Annotated in this window: 16 protein-coding genes; 9 read left to right on the forward strand and 7 right to left on the reverse strand. The window is 69.8% G+C overall.

The features are described 5' to 3' along the window. Positions 1–3: 3 nt before the first annotated feature. The 7 genes from tssF to MKK54_RS06520 form a co-directional block, all read right to left on the reverse strand. The gene (gene tssF, locus MKK54_RS06490) at positions 4–1,959 is read right to left on the reverse strand and encodes a type VI secretion system baseplate subunit TssF (protein ID WP_244009974.1); all 1,956 of its coding nucleotides are present in this window, start codon (positions 1,957–1,959) and stop codon (positions 4–6) included. A gap of 60 nt (positions 1,960–2,019) precedes the next feature. Beyond that, positions 2,020–2,568: a type VI secretion system baseplate subunit TssE gene (gene tssE, locus MKK54_RS06495; RefSeq protein WP_244010141.1), complete on the reverse strand. Its 549-nt coding sequence runs from the start codon at positions 2,566–2,568 to the stop codon at positions 2,020–2,022. 160 nt (positions 2,569–2,728) lie between these two features. Further along, positions 2,729–3,208, reverse strand: a complete 480-nt coding sequence (locus tag MKK54_RS06500) for an Hcp family type VI secretion system effector (RefSeq protein ID WP_244009975.1) — start codon at positions 3,206–3,208, stop codon at positions 2,729–2,731. A 112-nt stretch (positions 3,209–3,320) separates the two neighbouring features. After that, a complete protein-coding gene (gene tssC / locus MKK54_RS06505) occupies positions 3,321–4,832 on the reverse strand; it encodes a type VI secretion system contractile sheath large subunit (RefSeq protein WP_244009976.1) in 1,512 nt (503 codons plus the stop codon). A gap of 167 nt (positions 4,833–4,999) precedes the next feature. Next, positions 5,000–5,533, reverse strand: a complete 534-nt coding sequence (tssB, locus tag MKK54_RS06510) for a type VI secretion system contractile sheath small subunit (protein ID WP_244009977.1) — start codon at positions 5,531–5,533, stop codon at positions 5,000–5,002. A gap of 168 nt (positions 5,534–5,701) precedes the next feature. Then, positions 5,702–7,054 carry an ImpA family type VI secretion system protein gene (locus MKK54_RS06515; protein WP_244009978.1) on the reverse strand — a complete coding sequence of 451 codons (1,353 nt, stop codon included), beginning with the start codon at positions 7,052–7,054 and terminating at the stop codon, positions 5,702–5,704. Positions 7,055–7,123: 69 nt separating this feature from the next. Beyond that, positions 7,124–7,612: an OmpA family protein gene (locus MKK54_RS06520; RefSeq protein ID WP_244009979.1), complete on the reverse strand. Its 489-nt coding sequence runs from the start codon at positions 7,610–7,612 to the stop codon at positions 7,124–7,126. Positions 7,613–7,747: 135 nt separating this feature from the next. Here MKK54_RS06520 and MKK54_RS06525 point away from each other — a divergent pair, with 135 nt between their 5' ends. The 9 genes from MKK54_RS06525 (at position 7,748) to MKK54_RS06565 (ending at position 21,837) form a co-directional block, all read left to right on the forward strand. Beyond that, a complete protein-coding gene (locus tag MKK54_RS06525) occupies positions 7,748–9,598 on the forward strand; it encodes a type VI secretion system Vgr family protein (RefSeq protein ID WP_244009980.1) in 1,851 nt (616 codons plus the stop codon). A 7-nt stretch (positions 9,599–9,605) separates the two neighbouring features. Continuing rightward, positions 9,606–10,154: a DUF6931 family protein gene (locus tag MKK54_RS06530; RefSeq protein ID WP_244009981.1), complete on the forward strand. Its 549-nt coding sequence runs from the start codon at positions 9,606–9,608 to the stop codon at positions 10,152–10,154. A 2-nt stretch (positions 10,155–10,156) separates the two neighbouring features. Continuing rightward, positions 10,157–11,635: a type VI secretion system-associated FHA domain protein TagH gene (gene tagH, locus MKK54_RS06535; protein ID WP_244009982.1), complete on the forward strand. Its 1,479-nt coding sequence runs from the start codon at positions 10,157–10,159 to the stop codon at positions 11,633–11,635. Between the two features lie 195 nt (positions 11,636–11,830). Beyond that, entirely contained in the window at positions 11,831–13,168 is a 1,338-nt protein-coding gene (gene tssK / locus MKK54_RS06540) for a type VI secretion system baseplate subunit TssK (protein WP_244009983.1), read from the forward strand. Positions 13,169–13,193: 25 nt separating this feature from the next. After that, positions 13,194–14,648 (forward strand): type VI secretion system protein TssL, long form, encoded by a 1,455-nt coding sequence (tssL, locus tag MKK54_RS06545; protein WP_244009984.1) that lies wholly within the window; start codon positions 13,194–13,196, stop codon positions 14,646–14,648. An 83-nt stretch (positions 14,649–14,731) separates the two neighbouring features. Beyond that, a complete protein-coding gene (tssM, locus tag MKK54_RS06550) occupies positions 14,732–18,349 on the forward strand; it encodes a type VI secretion system membrane subunit TssM (protein ID WP_244009985.1) in 3,618 nt (1,205 codons plus the stop codon). A 4-nt stretch (positions 18,350–18,353) separates the two neighbouring features. Further along, positions 18,354–19,043: a type VI secretion system-associated protein TagF gene (gene tagF, locus MKK54_RS06555; protein WP_244009986.1), complete on the forward strand. Its 690-nt coding sequence runs from the start codon at positions 18,354–18,356 to the stop codon at positions 19,041–19,043. Further along, entirely contained in the window at positions 19,043–19,849 is an 807-nt protein-coding gene (locus MKK54_RS06560) for a PP2C family protein-serine/threonine phosphatase (RefSeq protein WP_244009987.1), read from the forward strand. Before tagF ends, MKK54_RS06560 begins: the two co-directional genes overlap by 1 nt. After that, on the forward strand, positions 19,846–21,837 hold the full coding sequence (locus MKK54_RS06565) for a serine/threonine-protein kinase (protein WP_244009988.1): 1,992 nt from the start codon (positions 19,846–19,848) through the stop codon (positions 21,835–21,837). Before MKK54_RS06560 ends, MKK54_RS06565 begins: the two co-directional genes overlap by 4 nt.

Below are 21,837 nucleotides of genomic sequence, written 5' to 3' on the forward strand. Positions count from 1 at the left end.
CGGTCACATCAGCCTCCGCGCGCCGACGCGGGGCGGCCAGCGCATGATCTCGCCGCGCTCGGTGGTTCGGATCACCGTCTGGGTGAAGTGGTTGAGCGAGGCGTAATCGGCCAGGAAGCGTTCGAGGATGGCCCCGAGCAGGAAGGTGCCGGTGCCCTCGAAGGCCTTGTCGTCGAGGACGACCGTGACCTCGGTGCCGCGGGCCGCGCCCGTCCCGGTGCGCTGGCGCAGGCGGCGGATCACGGGCCGGCTGTCGACGCCGCGCAGGCCCCGGATGCGCCGCTCGATGGCGCTGTCCGAGAGGTCGGCGAACAGGGTCAGGACCTCGCGCAGGGCCTCGCCGCCCCGCCCGCTGCCGCGCTCCACGAGGCCGAGGGGGTTGAGCCGCAGCAGGCTGATCAGGCGCCAGGCGACGGCGCCCGTGTGGGTGCTCTGCGTCCGGCTGCGCAGTTGCGCCACCACGGGCTCGCGCGGGCGCGTCGGCCCGGCGACGCAGACGACCGCGAGGGCGCCGTCCTCGGTGAAACGGAAATCGGCGCCGGTCTCACCCACCGGCAGGTGTTCGGGCAGGTGGCGGTTCGAGCAGAGGGCGCGCACGCTGACCTCGGCGACGTCGCTCTCCGCGTCGATGCCCGCCGGCTCGATCAGCGAGAGGAAGACGTCGGTGCCCGTATAGTCGGAGGCCGCGCCGTAATCGCTGCGCTCCCGGCTCGTCCGGCGGCGCGGGAGCCGGCGCAGGGTGTAGGCCAGACCGGTCGGAGCCGCCTCGCCCTCGGCGGCGTAGAGCGGCCGCACCAGGGCCTTTTCCGGCCGGCCCGGATGGTGCGCGTAGACCTGGAGCACCCGATGCGGCTCGAAATCCAGGGGCCGGCTGCGATCCGGCACGAGGTGGTACTCGTGCTGGCGCGCCTGGACCGGGACCCGGTCCAGCGTCATCTCGAACAGGTTGATGGCCGGGGCGGCATAGAGCGCGAAGGCCTCGGGCGTCACGGTCGCCGCGAGGCGTCCGTTGGCCTCGTCGAAGGTGACGATGAGATCGAGCGAGCGTGCCTGGACGCGCGCCAGCACCCGGGCGAGCCGGGTCAGCCGAAAGCCCAGGAACTTGCGCGGGAAGGTGAAGTATTCGCGCAGGAGGTCGAACCCGTCGAAGAGGCGGTTGTCCTTCGGGAACAGCCGCTCCTCGGCCTCGAACCCCACCGGCAGCAGGGTCTCCCGGCCGAGTGAGACGAGCACGGGATCGCCGAAGGCATCGAGGTAACGGAGATAGACGCCGGTGCAATTGGCGAAGAGCTGCTCGTAGAGCGCCGCCGCGTCGGCCTCCGGTCCGATGAGATGGATCGGCAATTCGTCGACGGCGCAACCCGCGAACCAGGTTTCCGGCGCCTCGCCCCCCTTCTGCGCCGGGGGCTCGTCCTCCGGACGCGCGGTCGTGCGATGGGTCAGCGTCAGCCGCAGGCCGGCGACCGCCGCGCCCCCGACCCCCAGCGCCTGGATCGGCCCCGCATGGGCGAGATACTCCGCCGCCGTGATCTCGAAGGGCCAGAGCCGCAGGTCGGCGCAGAGCCTGAAGCGACAGGCCACCCTGCGCTCACGCTCGCGATAGGTCGCGTCCAGGTTCGCGCCGCGCGCGATCCGCGGTCCGTCGCGCAGGGCCGGGTCCCCGAAGGTCGGCTTCACGCGCGCGAGCATCACGGAGGGCGTCGGCGCGAGGTAGTTCGGCACGAGCTGTTCGAGCAGGTTCTGCGAGAACTCGGGAAACTCGTGCTTGATCTTCAGCTGCACGCGCGCGGCCAGGAAGGCGGCCCCTTCGAGCAGGCCCGCGATCATCGGATCGGCCCGGTCGTCCACCAGGCCACCCAGGCGGTCCGCGATGCCGGGATATTCCTCCGAGAACTCCCGCGCCTGCTCCTGGAGCACGCCGAGCTCGCGATTGTACAGGTCGAGGAACTCGCGATTCATGGCGCCGCATCGTCCCGGGTCGATCGCTGCGCGGCGGGCGCGGGGCTGGTCATGCGGCGCTCACCGGTAGCGGATCGAGATCTTGCCGGTGTCCTGCTCGAGGTCGGCGATGAACTCGACCGGCAGGTTCAGGGGATCGCAATCGATCTCGGCGCGGACCACGAAGCGCAGCTTGAGCTCGGCCGGATCGACGTCGCGGTCCCGCCAAGCGGCGACGGAGCCGGCGGCGAGGCGCGGCTCGAAGAGGGTGAGCGCCGTCTCGATCTCGGCGCCGATCTCGCTGACCGTCTGCTCGTCGATCGAGCGGCGCGAGATGTCGGTGAAGCCGTAATTGAGGATCGACGTCGCCACGGCCGGAAAATCCGAGATGTCGGTGGAGGCCGCGAAGTTCACAGTGTTCATGAGGTCTTCCAGATCGCGGGCCACGGCCCGCTGCAGGTCGGCGGCGCTCATGGCCGAGCGCGCGACGGCGCGCCGGCCGGGAATGATGCGCTCCCCCGCCTCGTCGCGCTCGTTGATCGCCTCGCGGGCGTCGCGCTGTCCGTGGGCGCTGCGGAAGGCCTCGACGAAGGGAATCCGGACGCGCTTTGCGCTGCCTTTGCGAGTCATCACGCGGCCTCGAAGGTCCCGAACGCAAGGTGTACGAGGGCCGCGCAGGTCGGCAACGGCAGGATGCGGCGGGCGGTCCGGCCCGAGGCCGGCGCGAACCCGCCGCTGGTTAGGCTGCCATCGCCGGCCCGATCGCCGAGGCGATCCGCGGCGCGGCCGACTACTTCTCGTTCTTGGCGATGTTCCAGGTCGCCTCGACTTCCGGACCGGCGCTGCCGTCCTTCGCCTGGGTCGTGTAGACGTACTTGAACTTGGCGAAGTTCAGGGTGACGTTCTCGGTCAGCCGGTCCTCGCCGCCCGAACCGCCCACCGAGACGTGCGTCACGATGAGATCTTCCATCTCGATCTTGACGTACTCCACCGGCTTGTCGCCGGCCTTGCGGACGTAGAGCGTTCCCTTGGGAATATGCTTGCCGCTGCAGCAATGCGAGGCGAGCGGCGGGCTCGCCTTGTCGATGTACTTCGTGACGCTGACGTCCTGGACCGAGACCTTGCCGGCGCCGGAGCCGGAGCCGACGTGACCGCTGCCGGATTGCGACATGCCCCAGGACCAGGCGAGGACGTCGATCTCCTCCTTGTGCTTGCCGTCCTGGGATTCGCCCTTGATCCCGTCCAGCTTCAGAAACATGTCGACTGCCATAACCGTCCCCTCCGTTTGTTGGCCGCTTCGTGGTCACACGCTCAAGACGATGCGGAGCACGGGATGTCTCCGCATGGGTGAATCCTGACAGGGATCGATCGGGCGACCCGGATTATTGGGCCGGCGCGGGCAGGCGCGAGACGAGGCTCATGCCGATATCCATGCCTTCGAGTTGGTAATGCGGACGAAGGTAGAAGCGCGCGGAGTAGTATCCGGGATTCTCCTCGTTCTCGAAGATGTCGACCCGCGCGTCGGCCAGCGGCTTGCGCGCCTTGGTCTGCTCGCTCGAGTTCACGGGATCACCGTCGACGTACTGGTTGATCCACTCCTGGAGCCACTTCGTGAGCTGGTCTTTCTCTTTCGTCGACCCGATCTTGTCGCGAACCATGCACTTCAGGTAGTGCGCGAAGCGCGAGACCGCGAACATGTAGGGCAGACGGGAGGACAGGTTGTCCGACGCCGTGGCCTCGACGCCCTTCTCGCCGAAGAACGTCTTCGGCTTGTAGACCGACTGCGCGCCGATGAAGGCGGCCTTGTCGGAATTCTTGCGGTGGATCAGCGGGATCAGGCCGGCCTTGGCCAGTTCCGCCTCGCGCCGGTCGCTGATGGCGATCTCGGTCGGACACTTGAGGTCGACGCCGCCATCGTCGGTCGGGAAGGTGTGGTTCGGCAGGTTGACGACCTCACCGCCGGATTGGACGCCGCGGATCCGAACCGTCCAGCCGCATTCCTTGTAGGCGCGGTTGATGTTCACCGCCATCGCGTAGGCGGCGTTCATCCAGGCGTAGCTCTCGCCAGCATGGCCGTCCGTCGTCTCCTCGAAGGCGAACTCCTCGACGGGCTCGGTCTTGGCGCCGTAGGGCAGGCGCGACAGGACGCGGGGCATGCACAGGCCGAGATAGCGGGAATCGGGCGAGTCGCGCAGGGACTTCCAGGGTCCGTAATCCGGCGTGTCGAAGATCTTGCCGAGATCGCGCGGATTGGCGAGTTCGGTGTAGCTGTCCATTCCGAGCAGCGTCGGGTCGGCCCCGGCGAAGAACGGCGCGTGGGCGGCGCCCGCGATCTTGCTCAGATCGCGCAGAAGCTGCACGTCGGTCGGGAGGTGGCTGAAGTGGTAATCCGCCACCAGGCAACCGAACGGTTCGCCGCCGAGCTGCCCGAACTCGGACTCGTAGACCTTCTTGAAGAGCGGGCTCTGATCCCAGCGGGCGCCCGGGTACATCTTCAGGTTCCGGGAGAGCTCGTTCTTGGAGATGTTCATCACCTTGATCTTCAAGCTCGAATCGGTTTCCGAGTTGAAGACGAGGTAGTTGAGCCCACGCCACGCGCTCTCGATCTTCTGGAATTCCGGCGCGTGCAGGATCTCGTTGACCTGCAAGGTCAGCTTCTCGTCGATCCGGGCGATCATCTCCTCGATCGTGTCGAGGACGTCGTCCTTGATCAGGCTGGTGTCGGACAGCGCCTGCCGGACGAGCGTTCCGACGGCGTTCTCGACCTCGGTCGCGGCCCGTTCGGTGCGCGGCTTGAAGCTCTGCTTGAGGAGGCTCGAGAATTCATCCGCCTCGACCGTTCCGCCCTGCGGCGACGCGGCCTGACCACCCAACTCGTTCGTTCCAGATGCCATCGTCGTCTCTCACAACACCGCCGGTAAGGTCGGGATCGAGGTTGGTCCCTGATGCTGCGTCGCCCCCCGGCCGATCCGGTCGCCTGATCCGGATGGCGCGCGGGCGGCGCGGTTCGTGACGTTGCGGGCTCAGTCGCCCGCCCGGGCCCCAGACCCGAGCGCGCGGATCAGGCGGGCGTGCCGGGCGTCTCGCCGTCCTTGCCCGGGGCGGCGAGCTTCTCCTGGAGCGCCGCCATCAGGGCGGGGTCCTTCAGAAGCGCCTTGATCTGGTCGCTCGCCGCCACCTTGCCGTCCATGTAGCGAAGCAGGTTCGCGAGCTGCTCGCGCGCCTCCAGCAACTTGGCCAGGGGCGGAACCTGCCGGGCGATCGCCGCCGGGCTGAAATCGTCCATTTTCTTGAAGGACAGATGCACCGGCAGCTTCTCGTTGTCCCCGCCCGAGAGCTTGTCCCTTACGGTGAAGGCGGCTCCGGGCGCGATCGCGCCCATGCGCTGATCGAAATTGTCCATATCGAATTCGGTCAGCTTCCGATCCGCGACATCGACCTTCTCGACCGCCGAGGCATTTCCGGACAGGTCCGCCAGCACGCCCATGACGAAGGGAAGCTCGATGTTCTTCTCGGCGTCATAGGGGTCTTCGTAGGTGATGTGGACCCGCGGAGCCCGGTTGCGCTTGATGAACTTCTGGCCAGAATCCGACATCTCGCCCCGCTACAGTAAAATGACAGGCTGACCACACCCCGACCAGCATTCGGAGATATCAGCGCCATCGGAATTCAAACGAACACATCGATAGAACCAAAACCAGTCCAACAGATTTCAGTTTTCAAAGCAAGACCCAGAGAGAAGATCGGCTGGAAAATCCACGCCTCATGTTTCGGCCCGGCTGGCCACCAAGTCCGGCAATACGTCCTTGAGGATACTCAGGAAATCGCGCTCGATCAGCCCAGAGGCGCGGTCCAGCAGGAGCGGGATCGGGCTCGACGGCTCGGCCCGGCGATAGAATTGACCGACCTCCGTCAGGAGCGCCAGGGCCTCGGCCCGCGTCTCGGCCCGGAAAAGCGGCGGCTCGGGCGCCGAATCGGCCGGCGCATCCCCCTCGGATTCCGCGCCCGAATCAGGGGTGTCGGCGCGCGGAACCGCGTCGAGCTGCTCGAACGACAGGCGCAGCGGCCCGCCGGCACCGATCGCGATGACCGCCGCGCCCGCATGCTCCGGGACCAGGATGGTCATCACTTCGAGGAAGGACTTGCCCACCAGCATCTGGGCCTGGCGCGTGAGCACCTCGGCGGGACTCGAGGGCTCCGAGCGGCGCAGGTAGGCGGAGGCGACCTCCAGGGCGGCCGAGGCGTCCCGCACGCCCGCCACGCGTCCGGTCCCCGGCAGCGCCGCCGCGGGGGCGTGGACGTCCGCCGCCGGCGCGTTGGCGCCCAAGTCCGGGGGAGTCGCGACCGCGCCGGTGCGGGCCTGGATGATCGGATTGAGGAGGGCGAGCGCCCGCCCCGCGAGGGCGCTCAGCCGGGCGAGGGAGACGGCCTGATCGTAGCCCGCCTGGGCCACGCACACCTCCCGGATCGCCTGCGCGGCGCGCTCGATCGCGGCGAACTGGTCGGCCACCGTGCGGACCGCGTCGATGTCGGCGTCGCCGAGCGTCCGCTCGATCGCACCGCGATCCACGGCCGTCTCGCCTTCGCGCGCCGGGACCTCGCCCTGGGCGACCATGACGGTCCGGAAGCTGATCGGCCCGTAGCGCCGGCTCTCGCAGAGCGGCGTGTACTGAACCGGCAGGACCACCGTCGGCATGTCGTCGAAGGCCTGGAGGACGGCGCTGCGGAAGCTGTAATCCGCCCCGTCCCCACGCGGATGCACCTCGGCCCAGGCGCCCTGCAGCAGGTTCGCGCACAGGGTCAGGGTGTCCGACAGGCCGCCGAGATCGCGGTTCAGGGCGCAGAGCCGCCCGTAGAGGGTGAGGAGCCGGAGGTCCCGCGTCTCCGCGAGGAGGTCGGACAGGCGTTTCAGCGCCGCCGGGATGTCGATCGACGTCCGGTCGAAGATCTGCGGGCGCCCCTCCTCGTCGCGCGTCAGGTAGGCGAGCGGCAGCAGGCCTTCGACGAAGGCGACGCATTGGAGGTATTCCGGGTTCTCCTCGAGATCGAGGTCCGGGCCACAGGGCGCGTCGGCCGAAACCGGCTCACTCATCCGCGCCACGTCGAGTGCCGCCATCGCGCGCCCATCCTGTCCCGGATCGATCCTGTTTCCCGGATCGAATCTGCCGCCGCGAACGCCGCCCGCCTACTCGGTCCTGAGGCGCGTCTCGACGCGCCGGTTCGCGCTCGACATCGGGTCCTTGTCGATGGGGCGCTGCTTGCCGTAGCCCTTGGCGAGCAGACGGTCGGTCGAGACCCCCTTGGCGGTGAGGTATTCGACGACGGCGGCCGCGCGCCGCATCGAGAGGTCGAGATTGTAGGCGTCGCTGCCGGTGCCGTCGGTGTGGCCCTCGACCAGGAACGAGCCGGTGGGCAACCCGGGATCGCTGAGCGCCTTGGCGAACTCATCCAGGTTGGCGCGGGCGAGGCTCGTCAGGGTGGCCGAGTTGTACTCGAACTGGACCCGTAGATCGAAGCTGTCGACAGCCTTGGTCCGATCTGGTATTTCTTTGGAGCACTCGCTCTCGGTCCCGATGCAGAGGGAGCGGGTCGCGCCCAATCCCGGCTTTCGCGAGAAATGGTTGACGATGTCTGATGCTCGATAAGCGGGGTCGGCCACCGCGACACTACTCATGAGAAAGAGTGCTGACACAGTCTTCAGTAATAACCGGAACGATGTCATAACCCGCCCTCCCGCGTCGCGCGAGAGTTGCCATTCTCGCGTGATGCCGTCAATCCTTGAAAACAGACTTGTATAAAGGATTTCGTTTTGAGCGACGGCCCGAATGTCGGAGGCGGAATTGAGTTCGATCAGAAGGACCGCACGGCCGAGCTGGTGACACCGCTCGGCAGCAACGTCCTCGTCTTGACACGATTCGATGGCTCCGAAGGTCTCAGCGAACTTTTCGAATACCACGTCGAAGCCATCTCCAAGCGCCAAGACATCGATTTCGACAAGCTGATCGGCAAGAATTGCCACGTGAAGCTCAAATCCTACGGGAACGTGACGCGTTACTTCAATGGCATCCTGGTGGATGCCGACTGGTCCGGCGTCCAGCAGAACCTCAACGCCTACCGCCTCGTGCTCCGGCCCTGGTTCTGGCTCCTCGGGCGCAAGGCCACCTGCCGGATCTTCAAGGAGAAGTCCGTCTTCGACATCGTCGAGGAGGTGTTCCAGGAGAGCGGCTTCAAGGACTTCCAGATCAAGGCCAGCCGCGGCGACTACGAGAAGATCGCGTATTGCGTGCAGTACCGCGAGTCCGATCTCGCCTTCGTCTCGCGTCTCCTGGAGGAATGGGGCGTCTACACGCATTTCGAGCACGACGCGCAGCGCCACCAGTTGATGCTCTGCGATTCCCGATCCTGCCACAAGCCGATGAAGGCGGGGGGTGGCATGCTGCCCTTCGTGCCGCTGTCGGGCGCCGATCGCCACGACCGCGAGCACGTCTCGGGCTGGCGCGCCGAGCGCCGGTTCCGCACGGGAAAGTTCGGGACCAACGACTTCGACTACATGAAGCCGACCGCCAACCTGAAGGCGGAGCAGCAGGGCAGCGCGCGCTACGAGAAGGGCACGCTCGAATCCTACGATTACCCGGGCCGCTACACCGAGCGGGACCTAGGCCAGCGTCGGACCAAGGTCCGCCTGGAGGCGGAGCAGGCCCAGGACAAGCGCAAATACGCCTCGGGCGACGCCGCCAGCCTCTTTCCCGGCGCCCTGGCGACCCTGCAGAACCACCCCTCGGACAACGGCGAGTACCTCGTGGTGCGGGCCACCCACCGGATCGAGACCGAGGCCTACCGCTCCGGCGGCAGCGGCGGCGGGGACGTCTATTCCGGAACCTACGAGTTCCAGCCCGTGGATCGCCCGTTCCGCGCTCCGATCGTGACCCCGCGCCCCCTCGTCCACGGGCCGCAGACCGCGCTCGTGGTCACGCGCAAGGGCAAGGAAAGCGAGGAGATCGACGTCGACGAGGAGGGCCGGATCTTCGTGCAGTTCCACTGGAACCGGGACAAGGACCGGATCTCCCGCCCCGTCCGCGTCGCCCAGCAATGGTCCGGCAAGTCCTGGGGCTGGCAGGTCATCCCGCGCGTGGGGCAGGAGGTCGTCGTCGAGTTCCTGGAGGGCGACCCCGACCAGCCGCTGGTGGTCGGCACGGTCTACAACAAGGATTACCCCTATCCCTTCAAGCTTCCGGACGAGAAGACCGTCTCGGGCGTGAAGACCGATTCGACCAAGGGGCACGGCGGCTACAACAAGCTGACCTTCGACGACAAGAAATCCTCGGAGACCATCGCGCTGCGGGCCGAGAAGGACCTCGAGGCGGTGGTGCGGCACGCGGAGACGCGCGAGATCGGCGTCACCTTCGAGACGCCGCAGGGCAAGCCGTCGCGCTCCACGACGCTGAAGAACGGCGACGAGAAGCTGAAGGTCGAGAGCGGCGACTGGAACGTCGACATCGCCGAGAAGATCCACATCAAGGCCGGGACGCAGATCGTGATCGAAGTGGGTGCGAGCAAGATCACCATGAGCCCATCATCGATCAAGATCGAGGCGGGTGAGATCAAGGTGCAGGGCACGGCCCTCATCGAGCAGCAAGCGCCCCTCATCAAGATCAACTGAGCGCACGATGGCCCGCCAGCGCTTCTCGACTGCCCAGGAGGTGTTCGACACCTTCCCGAGCGCCTGCGACGACATCCGTGCCGCGCCGACCGCCGAAGCTCCGATGACCTTCCTGGAGGCGCTGCGCAACAGCGGCACGCCCGAGGATGCCGTGACCTTCCTCGCCTACGCGCTCGGACGGCGCGAGGCGGTCTGGTGGGCGGCACAGAGCGTGCGTCTCCTGGGCCGGATCGGCGCCGGGCAGGAGGACGCGATGCTGCTCGCCGCCGAGGATTGGGTCCGTGATCCGGAGGATCAACGCCGACGCGAGGCGTTGCGCCTGGGCATGGGCTCGGACCGGCGGCTCGCCACCACCTGGGTCGCCCTCGCGGCGGCCTGGTCCGGCGGCAACGTGGCCCCGGGCCAGGGCGCCGTGATGGCGACGCCGGAGATGACGCCGAAGGCCGTGCGCACCGGCATCCTCGTCGCCCTCGCCACCGTGACGGCGCGGGAGCGGGCCAGCCGGCTGCAGCTCTGCGTCGATGCCGGCCTGCGCCTGATGAAGGCGGAGGCCTGACCATGGCGCTGCGCCTGACCATCGAGAACCACACCTTCCTCCCCGATGGCGGTCCGCTCTCGGTCTCCGTCACGGGCCGGCGCGGCATCGACATCGGGCGCGACCAGTACCTCGACTGGACGCTGCCGGACACCGAGCGCGTGATCTCGGGCAAGCATGCGGAGGTCCGGCATCAGGACGGGGCCTACTGGTTGCACGACGTCTCGCGCAACGGGGTCTACCTGAACCGCAATCCGCAGCGCATCCAGGGCCCGCACCGCCTCAAGGACGGGGACCGCATCCAGATCGGCCAATACCTCATCGTCGCCGAGATCGACGGCGCGCAGGACGCGGTCGCCGAGCGCCCCGATCCCGGTCCCGGCGCGGCGAGTGGCGATTACTGGGGCGGCTCGTCGGAGGCGCCGCCGCCGATCCCGAGCCGGGATCTCAGGCCGCGCGGAACCGGGCGCCCGGTCCAGCCGGACTTCGTGGACTGGGCCGTGGACGTCGCCCAGGCGCTGCCGCCGATCGGGGCGCCGAGCCCGCGCCGGGCGCTCGATCCGGGGCACGACCGGGCTCCGCCCCAAGATGGCGTTCCGGCTCAGGACGTCTTTCGTGCTCAAGGCATGCCCGCTCAGGACAGGCCCGCCCAGGACAGGCACGCTCAGGACATGGACTGGGCGCCGAGTCCGCCCCCCGTCGCGCCTCCGGCGCCGCCGCCGATGCCGAACCCGCGCCGACCCCCGCCCGACGAGACGCCCTGGGGACAGGGACAGGCGTCTTCGCCGCCCGTCGCGAATGCCTGGCAGGCCGGTGCCGAGGCGTGGGGCGCACCGGCGGCCGCGCCGGCCGCGTCCGTCCGGCCGCCGATCACCGAGGACGTCTCTCCTCCTCCACCCGCCCCCCAGCCGCCACGCGGCGCATCGGGGAACGAGGAATGGGTGGCGCGCTTCGCGAAGGGCGCCGGGATCGCGCCCGAACTCGTGGGCTGGCGCGATCCGGGCGATCTGGCCGAGGAGGCCGGCATCCTCGTCCGCCTCGCGGCCGAGAACCTGAAGCAGTTGCTCGCCGCGCGGGCGGAGACCAAGCGCGCCGCGCGGGCCACGAGCCAGACCTCGATCCAGGCGCTCGACAACAATCCGCTGAAATTCGCGCCGACGGTCGAGGACGCCCTCCGGATCATGCTGGGGCGCCCGACCTCGGGCTACCTCGACGCGCGCCGCGCGCTGGAAACCGGGTTTCGCGATCTGAAGACCCACCAGATCAAGACCTACTCGGCCATGCAGAATGCATTGCGGCTGCTGCTCGACGATCTCGACCCGGATACGATCGCGGAATCGGACGAGGGCGACCGGGGCCTCGCGGGCCTGCTCGGCTCGCGCAAGGCGCGCCTGTGGGACCTCTACGCGACGCGCTGGGATGCCCTCGCGTCCCAGCACGAGGACGGGATGGTCGACGCGTTCCTGATCTTCTTCGCCGATTGCTACGACCGGGGGCGCTGAGCGATCCGGCGGGGCGGGGCGGGCGGGGCGCAAATCCGGCGTCGGAGTCGTGGATCGCCCCTGGTAGACCGTTGGCCATACCAAAAAAAGCCGATATGAATTCGGGGCGGGCGCGCGGCCGCGCCGCGACCGTCCTGGACAGCTTCCGGACGCGGCATCGACTCCGGGACGACACGGGCGGGAGAGCGGTCAGGGATGTCCTGGAAGAGCAAGGTCGTCTGGTCCGAAGGCTTGTTCCTGCGGCCGCATCATCTCCAGCAGAGTGACCGTTATGTCGAAGGATTGATCGAGGCCCGCGTCCGGCACGTCACCCCCTATCCGTGGGGCTTCTCCAGCCTGGAGATCGATCGCGACCTCGCGCAGCAGAGCAAGTTCTCGGTGCGCCGCGCCACCGGCGTGATGCCGGACGGGACCCCCTTCGACATCCCCGGCGACTCGCCGCTACCGGCGCCGATCGACGTGCCGGAGAGCGCCGGCAAGATGCTGGTCTGGCTCTCGATGCCGATCGGCGCGCCGAACACCCGGGAAGTCGAGCCCGCCGACGCCGAGAACGCCAGCCGCTACGTCCCCGGCACGGAGCGCCTCATCGACGCCACCTCGGCGCTGCGGATCGAGGAGGAGATCGACGTCGCCTTTCCGCGCCTCGCCTTCGAGCTGCGCAAGACCGCCAAGCCCGGCTATGTCAGCCTCCCCATCGGACGCATCGTCGAGGTGCGCGACCGCAACATCGTCTTCGACGAGAAGTTCGCGCCGCCGGTGCTCACCTGCGCGACGCATCCGGTGGTCCAGGGCTGGATCGACCGGGTCATCGGTTGGGTCGAGAACAAGCTGGAGGAACTCGCCCGCTACGCCGCCGATCCGACCGCGGGCGGCGGCCTGCAGAGCGCGGATTACTTCATCCTGCAGCTCCTGAACCGGCACATCCCGGTGCTTCAGCACTTCCGGCAGTCCCGCTTCGTCCATCCCGAGCGGCTCTACGAGGAATTCCTGCGGATCGCGGGGGAACTCGCCACCTTCACCACCGCCGATCGGCGCGCACGGACCTACCCGGCCTACGACCACGACGACCTGGAGGCCGTGTTCACGCCCGTGGTGCGCGACATCCAGGATTTCCTGAGCGCGCAGACCGGGCGGCGCGCGATCCGGCTGGAGATCATCGAGCGGGCGCCCAACGCCTTCGTGTCGATGATCCGCGACCGCAACCTGTTCCGGAACGCCAGCCTGGTGCTGGAGGTCGCCGCCCTGCGGCCGCTGGGCGAGATCCAGGCGCAGTTCCCGAACCTGTTCAAGATCGGGCCCAACACCAAGATGAACGAGATCGTCCATGCCCACCTGCCGGGCGTGACCCTCGTGCACCTGCCGACCCCGCCCCCGCAGATCCGGGCGATCACCGACCACGTCTACTTCCTGCTGGATCGCCAGTCGCCGCTCTGGCCCGAGTTCAGCGTGGCGAGCTCCATCGGCATGCACTTCGCCGGGGACTGGCCGCAGCTCGAACTGGAACTCTGGGCCGTGCAGGAGGGTCGCCGATGAGCGCTCCTGAGACGGAGGCCGCCCGATGAGCGATCCGTTCGGCCGCAACGACCGCACGATCATCCTGCCGGATCCCGGCGGCCGGCTGCGGCCCCAGCCCGAGCCGGACGCCTATCCGCCACGCCCCCGTCCGGCCCCACAGGCGTCCAATCCCCGGGCGCCCGATCCCCGGACGGCGGACTCCGACGACTGGGCGACCTCGGATTTCGACCACGCCCGGCAGGCGTCCCCGCCGCCCCTCGGGCCGCCCCCGGGCGAGCGCGAGCGGGCCCTGGTGATGAAGCGCGACGTGGTCGTCGCGCCCAATTCCAACCCCTACCTCAAGGCGGCCGGGCCGCTGCTGCTGCTGCTCGGGCGCCTGCGGGTGCAGCTCTCGCGGGCCTCCTTCGCCAACCTGATGGAGCAGGTCGCCGCGAGCATCGAATCCTTCGAGGCCGAGACCCGCCTGGCCGGCGTGTCGCCCGAGCGGGCGCGCTCGGCCAAGTACATCGTCTGCGCCACCGCCGACGACATCGTCCAGAACATCCCCGCGGAGGAGCGCCACGTCTGGACGCAGCACAGCATGCTGAGCCGCTTCTTCGGCGAGCGCACCGGCGGCGTCCGCTTCTTCACGGAACTCGACCAGGCCAAGGTCGATCCGGTCGGCAATTACGACCTGCTCGAATTGCTGCATGCCTGCCTCGCCATCGGCTTCCAGGGCATGCACCGGACCTCGGCGGGCGGCGCCGCCACGCTCCAGCAGATCCAGCGCAACCTTTACGAGCTCCTGCGCCGCACCCGGCCGACGGAGCGCGAGGTCTCGCCCCGCTGGCAGGGGCAGGCCATCGCCACGGAAGTCTTCCATTACCGCCTGCCGCTCTGGGTCGTGGGCGCCGTCGTCGGCGCCCTGCTGCTCGGCTTCTACCTCCTGCTGCGGATGCTGCTCGCGGGAAGCGCCGATGCCGCCGCGACCGCGCTGGTCACCGTCCATCCCGCCACCGAGATCGGAATCCAGCGCCGGATCCACGCGCCCCCGCCGCCGCCTCCCCCGCCGCCCCCGCCCGCGAGCCAGGCGGGCCAGCTCCAGACCGCGCTCCGCGCCGACATCGCCGACCAGTCCCTCACCGTGGTCGAGAACGGCGGCCAGGTGGTGATCCGCCTCGCCTCCGCGCTGTTCGCGCCCGGCGACGCCACGGTGAAGCCCGCCTTCCAGGCCATGCTCCAGCGCGTCGCCGGATTGCTGGAGAAGGAGCCCGGCACCGTGCGCATCGTCGGCCATACCGACAGCGCGCCGATCCGCACCGTGCGCTTCCCCTCGAACTTCCAGCTCTCGCTGGAGCGGGCCAAGGCCGTGTCGCGCCTCGTCAAGGCCGGCCTGTCGAAGCCCGACCGGGTCGAGGTCGAGGGCAAGGGGGCGGACGTGCCGATCGCCCCGAACCAGACCGTCGAGGGGCGCGCCCGGAACCGGCGCGTCGAGATCATCGTGACGCGGAGCCGCTAGGCCATGATGCGAAGGCATGGACACGGGTCTCCGACCGGCATCCCGCTCTCCGTGAAGGGAGATCGCACGAAGGGGACCGCCCGATGAGCCGCTGGATCTGGCTCCGCATCGGCGTGACGATCCTCGGCGCCCTCGCGCTGATGGCCCTGATCTGCTGGGCGGGCCCCCTGATCGCGGTCGGGGACATCCGTCCGCTGGAGGCCGTCTGGGTTCGGGTCGCGCTCTGCACGCTCGTTCTGCTGGCGGCCTGCGGAGCGGTCGGCTGGGACCTGTATCGCCGGAGACGCGCCGTGCGCGCGCTCCGCGAGGGGTTGAGCGAGGCGGACGAGACGGCCGACGACAGCGAGACCCTGAAGGAGGGCATGGCGGACGCGCTGGCGACCCTGCGCAAGGCGCACGGCGCCAAGGGCAACGCGCTCTACGACCTGCCCTGGTACATCATCATCGGACCGCCGGGGGCGGGCAAGACCACCGCCCTGGTCAATTCGGGGCTGAAGTTCCCCCTCAGCCGGGGCCGCACGCCGGCGGCGGTGGCGGGGCTCGGCGGCACCCGGTACTGCGACTGGTGGTTCACCGAGGAGGCCGTGCTCATCGACACGGCCGGGCGCTACACCACGCAGGATTCCGATCCGAAGGGCGACAAGGCGAGCTGGCTCTCGTTCCTCGACCTGCTGCGGGTGAACCGGCCCAAGCAACCGATCAACGGCGTGATCGTGGCGATCAGCCTGGAGGACCTGCTGACGGGCACGCCCGAGATGATCGAGGCCCATGCCGACGCGATCCGCAAGCGCCTGATCGAGCTTCACGACCGGCTGAAGGTGGATTTTCCGGTCTACGCGCTCTTCACCAAGGCCGACCTCGTGGCCGGCTTCATGGAGTTCTTCGGGCATCTCTCCGACACCGACCGGCAGATGGTCTGGGGCCACACCTTCCAGACCGACGACAAGACCCGGAACATGATCGGGGAGGTGCCGGCCGAGTTCGACGCCCTGGTGGAGCGCCTGAACACCTGGCTGCCGGACCGCCTTCAAGACGAGCAGGCACCGACCTCGCGGGTGGTGCTGTTCGGTTTTCCGAGCCAGATGTCGGCGGCGCGCACGAAGGTGGTCGACTTCCTGAACCGCGTGTTCGAGCCGAGCCGCTTCCACCTCAACGCCACCCTGCGGGGGTTCTACTTCACCTCGGGGACGCAGGAAGGCACCCCGATCGACCAGCTCATCGGCGCGATGTCGCGCAGCTTCGGCGCGCAGGAGGTCGAGGCGGCGGCCTATTCGGGGCGCGGCCGGAGCTTCTTCCTCGGCGACCTGCTGCGCAAGGTGGTGATCGGCGAGGCGGGCTGGGTCACCACCAACCACGCGGCGATGCGACGCGCCAACCTCCTGCGGCTCGCCGCCTTCGGGGGCCTCGCCCTGGCTTCGGCGGTGATGGTCGGGCTGTGGTGGACGAGCTACCTGCGCAACGAGCAGCTCGTGACCTTGAGCAACACGCTGCTGGCCAAGTATCGCGGCGAGGCCACCGAGATCCTGCGCGAGCCCACCGTCTCGGACCGCAACTTCTCCAAGGTCCTGCCGCTCCTCAACACCCTGCGCTACATGCCGGCGGGGTATTCCAGCCGGGACGAGGGCGAGCCGATCCTGGCGACCTTCGGCCTGAGCCAGCGGCCGCGCCTCGGCTCGGCGGCCGAGACCAGCTACCGGGCCGGGCTGGAACGTCTGTTCCGCCCGCGCCTGATCTTCCGGCTGGAGGAGCAGCTGGAGGCCAACCGGGCCAATACCAGCTTCATCTACGAAGGGCTGAAGGTCTACCTGATGCTCGGCGGGCGCCCCGACGCGCCCCTCGACCGCGACCTCGTCGTCGCCTGGATGCGCCGGGACTGGGCCGAGAACCTCTACCCGGGCGCGGGCTTCGCGCGCGGGCGCCAGCTTCTGGAAGACCACCTCACCGCCATGCTCGACCTCGACGACGGCACCCCGCCGCTCGTCTCGATCAACCAGGCCCTGGTGGAGGACAGCCAGCGGGCGCTGGCGCGCCTCTCGGTCGCCGAGCGGGCCTACGAACTCCTGAAGTCCCAGTCGCGCGCGGCGACCGCGCGGGACTGGACCGTGCTGCGCGCGGCCGGCCCGGACGCGAACCTCGTCTTCGAGGCGGCGGGGGGCGCCGGCCTCGACACCCTGCGGGTGCCGTTCTTCTTCACCTATGACGGCTTCTTCCAGGCCTTCATCGACCGCTTCGGCGATGTCGCCGAGGTGGCGGAGCGCGACCGCTGGGTGCTCGGGGAATCGGGGCGTCAGCAATCCTACACCGCCCAGTACGGCTCGCTGTTCGCGGACCTCCTGAAACTCTACGCGCGCGATTTCCAGCCGGCCTGGAACCAGGCCCTGTCCCGGTTGAAGCTGCGCTCACTCGCCGCCGACAAGCCGCGCTACGTGGCGCTCCAAGCCATCGCCGCGCCGACCTCGCCGATGCGCCAGCTCCTCGAATCCCTGCGAGACGAGACGCGCCTCACCCGCGAGCGGCCCGGAAAGGCCGCCGGCGCGGACGGGGGCGATCCGCGCATCGCCAAGCTGAAGGCCGCGGCACTGGGCGCGGTGGTGCAGGAGGTGCAGAACCGCGCGGGCGCGGCGGCCTCGACCCTCGGCACCCTGGCGATGCCGGGCGCGGCCGGCGCGGGCGACCGGTTCGCGGGGCCGGCGAACGAGGCGCCGGGCGCCAACATCGAGGCGGCGTTCCGCCCGTTCCACCTCCTGCTGGAGGGCGAACCGGGCCGGCGCACGATCGACAGCCTCATCCAGATCCTGAACGAGATCAAGAACGCCGCCATCGAGGCGACGAACCCGAACCAGGCCGATCAGGCCAATGCCAGCCTCGTGGCGCAGACGCGCGCCCTGCGCGCCCTCGCGGCGCGCTTCCCGGCGCCGTTCGAGCCCATGGTGCGGCAGGTGGCCAACGAGTTCGAGGGCAGCGCCACGAGTGCGGCCGTCGCACAGATCAACCAGGCGCTCACCGACCAGGTCGTGCGCGAGTGCCAGCAGATCGCGGCGAACCGCTACCCGTTCGTCCGCACGAGCGAACGCGAGATCCCGGCGGCGGACTTCGCCAGGCTCTTCGCGCCGAACGGCGTCTTCGACCAGTTCTTCGCGCAGAACCTCGCCGCGCGGACCGACCGGTCGCGTCCGCAATGGGCCTGGCGGCCGGAGGATCAGGTCGCCCGGACGCTGTCCGTCTCGGTCCTGCGCGAATTCCAGCGGGCCGCCGAGATCCGCGACGCCTTCTTCTCGACCGGCGGGAACATGCCCCAGGTGACCTTCGCGGTGACCCCCCTGACGCTGTCGGGCGATGCGGCGAAGGCCCGCCTCGATGCCAACGGAAGCGTCGTGGTCACGCAGCAGGGGGTGAACACGCCCTCGACGGTGCAATGGCCGGGCCCCGCCAGCCCGGCCCGCACCGCGCTGGTGATCGAGGGATCTCCCGGCGGCTTCTTCGGCGGCGCCACACCCGCCACAGTGCTGGCCGAGAAGACCGGCACCTGGTCGCTGTTCCGCCTCGTCGATTCCGGCTCCGTGCTGAAGCAGGGCGACGCCGTCGTCGTCACGCTCACGCCCGGCGGCCGCGAACTCTCCTACCGCTTCACCGCCGCAACCGCCCAGAACCCGCTCGCACTGGCGGCCCTGCGCGAGTTCCGCTGTCCGAATGGGAACTGACCCCGTGCCTTCAGGCCTCTACGGCAAGCTGCCGGCCAAGCGCGATTTCATCGCGGTCGGCACCTCGCGCGGGTTCCTGAAGACCTGGGAGTACTGGATGCAGGCGGGCCTCTCGTCGAGCCGGATGGCCCTCGGCCAGGCGTGGCAGGACGCGTTCCTGCGCGCGCCGATCTGGCGGTTCTGGCTCGGCGCGCGGATCTGCGGCGAGCCGGTGCTCGGCGCTTTCATGCCCTCGGTCGACGGCATCGGCCGGTACTTCCCCCTGACCCTGTTCCACCGGACCGAGGCCGGCGACCCGCTGCCCCCGCCCGAATACGACGATTTCGCGGACTGGTTCGATCGGGCCGAGGCCGTGCTGCTGTCGGCCCTGGCGCAGGGCGCCCGCTTCGAGGACGTGGCGGAGGCGGCCGACCGGCTTCCCGCGCCGGACGCGGCGGAGCCCGACCCCGCCCAGGCCGGGGCCACGCGGCTGCGCGACGGGACGCTGGTGGCGCCGGCCGATGCCGGGGCCTTCCCCCGTATCCTGACGCAGCTGCGCGCCGGCGATCGCGGCCGGGTCCATTCCGGCATGTCCTACTGGTGGACGACCGGGGGCGAGGGCTTCGCGCCGCACGTGGCGGCGACCCTCGGAATGCCGTCGGCGGAGATGTTCGCCGGAATGCTCACCGGCCGGTTCGATGGGGAGACGCCGTGATGCTGCCCGTCGACGCCGGCAAGCGCAACACCGCCAAGGTCGAGTTCGGCTTCGCCACCCACATGGGCAAGGTCCGGCGCGAGAACGAGGACCGCTACTTCGTCGCCCCGGAATTCGGCGTCTTCGCGGTCGCCGACGGGATGGGCGGCCACGAGGAGGGGGCGCTGGCCAGCGCCATCGTGGTCGAGGCCCTGGGCTCGATCGGCGCGGCGGTCTCGGCGCCCGACCTGCTGGCGCGCCTGGAGGATCGCGTGCTCCGAGCCAATACGAAGCTCTGCGCGGCCGGCCGCGCCCGCGGCGGCGTCGTCGGCTCGACGCTCGCGGTGCTGCTGACCTTCGACGACCGCTTCGCCTGCGTCTGGTCCGGCGACAGCCGCATCTACCTCCTGCGGGACGGCGCGCTGACCCAGCTCTCCCGAGACCACACGGAGGCGCGCGACCTCGTGGAGAAGGGCATCCTCACGGTCGAGGAGGCGCGGGTCTGGCCCCGCCGCAACGTGATCACGCGGGCGCTCGGGGCGCGGCCCGAACCGGAGCTGGAACTGGAGCACGGCATTCTCGCCAGCGGGGACACCTTCGTGATCTGCAGCGACGGCCTCACCGCGCACGTGACGGACGCGGAGATCCTGGCGCTCGGCGAGCGGCTGGCGCCGCAGGGCGCCTGCGACGCGCTCATCGCCCTGACCCTGGAGCGCGGCGCCACCGACAACGTCACCGTGGTGGTGATGCGCTCCGGCCGGGTCGTCACGACCTCCGGCGAGACCGTGGTGCTTCCCGCGGCGATCCGTGACGGGGGCGAGCCATGACCGAGAGCACGGTCGTCGATCCGCGCCCGCGCATCGGCGCCGGCACCCGCCTCAACGAACTCTACGAGATCGACAGCCTCATCGCGGTCGGCGGCATGGGCGAGATCTATCGCGGGCACGCGATCGAGACGGGGGACGTGGTCGCGATCAAGACGATCCGCCCGGAATTCGCCGGCAGCGGCCCGGCCCTGGCCCTGTTCCGGAAGGAGGCCTCCGCCCTCCACAACCTGCACCACGAAGCCATCGTCCGGTACTTCGTGTTCTCCATCGACCGGACCCTCAACCTGCCCTACCTCGCGATGGAGTTCGTGGAGGGGATCGCGCTGCCGGAGCTGTTCCGGCACGGGCCGTTGCCGTTCGACGCCCTCGACACCCTGCGGCGGCGCCTGGCCTCGGGCCTGCACGTGGCGCATTGCGCCGGCATCATCCACCGCGACGTCTCGCCCGACAACGTCATCCTGCCGGCCGGCGACCCGGCCCGCGCCAAGATCATCGATTTCGGGATCGCGCGCTCCTCGCTGGGCGGCCAGACCGTGATCGGCGACGGATTCGCGGGCAAATACAGCCACGTCTCGCCCGAGCAGCTCGGGCTCCAGGGCGGCGCCATCACGCCGCGCTCCGACATCTACAGCCTCGGCCTCGTCCTGGCCCAGGCGAGCCTCGGCCGCGCGATCGACATGGGCGGCGGGCCGGCGGAGGTGATCGCGAAGCGCTCGAAGGTCCCGGACCTGTCCGGGGTCGATCCGCGCCTGCGTCCCCTCCTCGAATCGATGCTCGATCCCGATCCCGCGCGGCGCCCGGAGAGCATGGCTGACGTCGCCGCGTGGGTGCCGCCCGTCGCGACGGCGCGGACGCAGACCGCCCCCCGCAGGGTCGCGCCGAGAACGGCCGGGCGCCGGCGGATCTCCCTGCCGATCATCCTCGCGGTGCTGGGTCTGCTCGTCGCCCTGGCCGCGCTCGCCGCCTGGCTCACCGACGGTTTTTCCAGCCTCGGCACCGGCAGCAAACCGGTCTTCGCACCCGACGTCGTCCTCGACGAGAAGCCGGCCCCCGCGACGGTCAAGCCGCCTCCGGTCTCGACCGAGCCTGCGCCGCTCCAGCGACCGCCCTCGCGACCGGCCCCGCCCTCCATCACGCCGCCACCGATCCCGCCCGAATCGGCGCCGCCGGTCGCGCCGCCGGTGCCGCCGCCCGTGGCCATGCCACCCGTCGCGACGCCGGTCCCGGGTCCGCAGACCACGGCTCCGCCGCCCGTCCCGCCGACCACGATCCCCACGACGCCACCGGGGAGCAACGACGTCGCCGTTCCGCCGCAGGGCCCGGCGACCGCGCCGCCGGACGGGTCGGGCGGCAAGGAGTCCGGCGGCATGGAGCAGGTGGCCAGCTACATCCGTGGCTATCGGGGCGGCGCGTGCTTCTATCTCAACCCGCTCGCGGTCGGCGGGCGGGAGGCCGTCGTCGAGGCCTACGGGTCGGCCCCGACGCCCTTCGCGGCCTTCGACGCGGCGTTCCGCGCGCGGTTCGGCTTCGACGCCAAGATCCAGCTGCGCCAGATCAACCCGTCCCAATGTCCCATGATCGATCTGCTCGCCGGCCTCGCGCTCCAGAAGCAGCCGCGCGCGCCGAAACTCGCCCTCGAGCGCGACCTGCTGCGCAGCGGCGACGAACTGAAGGGGACGATCGACCTGCCCGCGGATGCCGAGATCGCCCTGTTGCTCCTGGACGACGAGGGGCGCGCGCACAACCTCGCGGCGCACGTCACCCGCAAGGGACGCGCGGCGACCTTCGCCCTGCGCCTGCAGATTCCCGAGGGCAAGCCGCCCCGGGCGCAACTCCTCCTCGCGGTGACGAGCCCGGCGGCCCTCGCCTTCCTGAACGACAAGCGCGGCCTGCGCACGGACGGGATCGCCCGACAGATCGCCGACGAGGCGGCGAAACCGGGCTCGTCGATCGGCCTCGCCGTTCGTTTCCTCAAGGTGGGAGGGTGA

This window comes from Methylobacterium sp. J-068, from assembly GCF_022829445.1.
Taxonomy (GTDB): Bacteria; Pseudomonadota; Alphaproteobacteria; order Rhizobiales; family Beijerinckiaceae; genus Methylobacterium.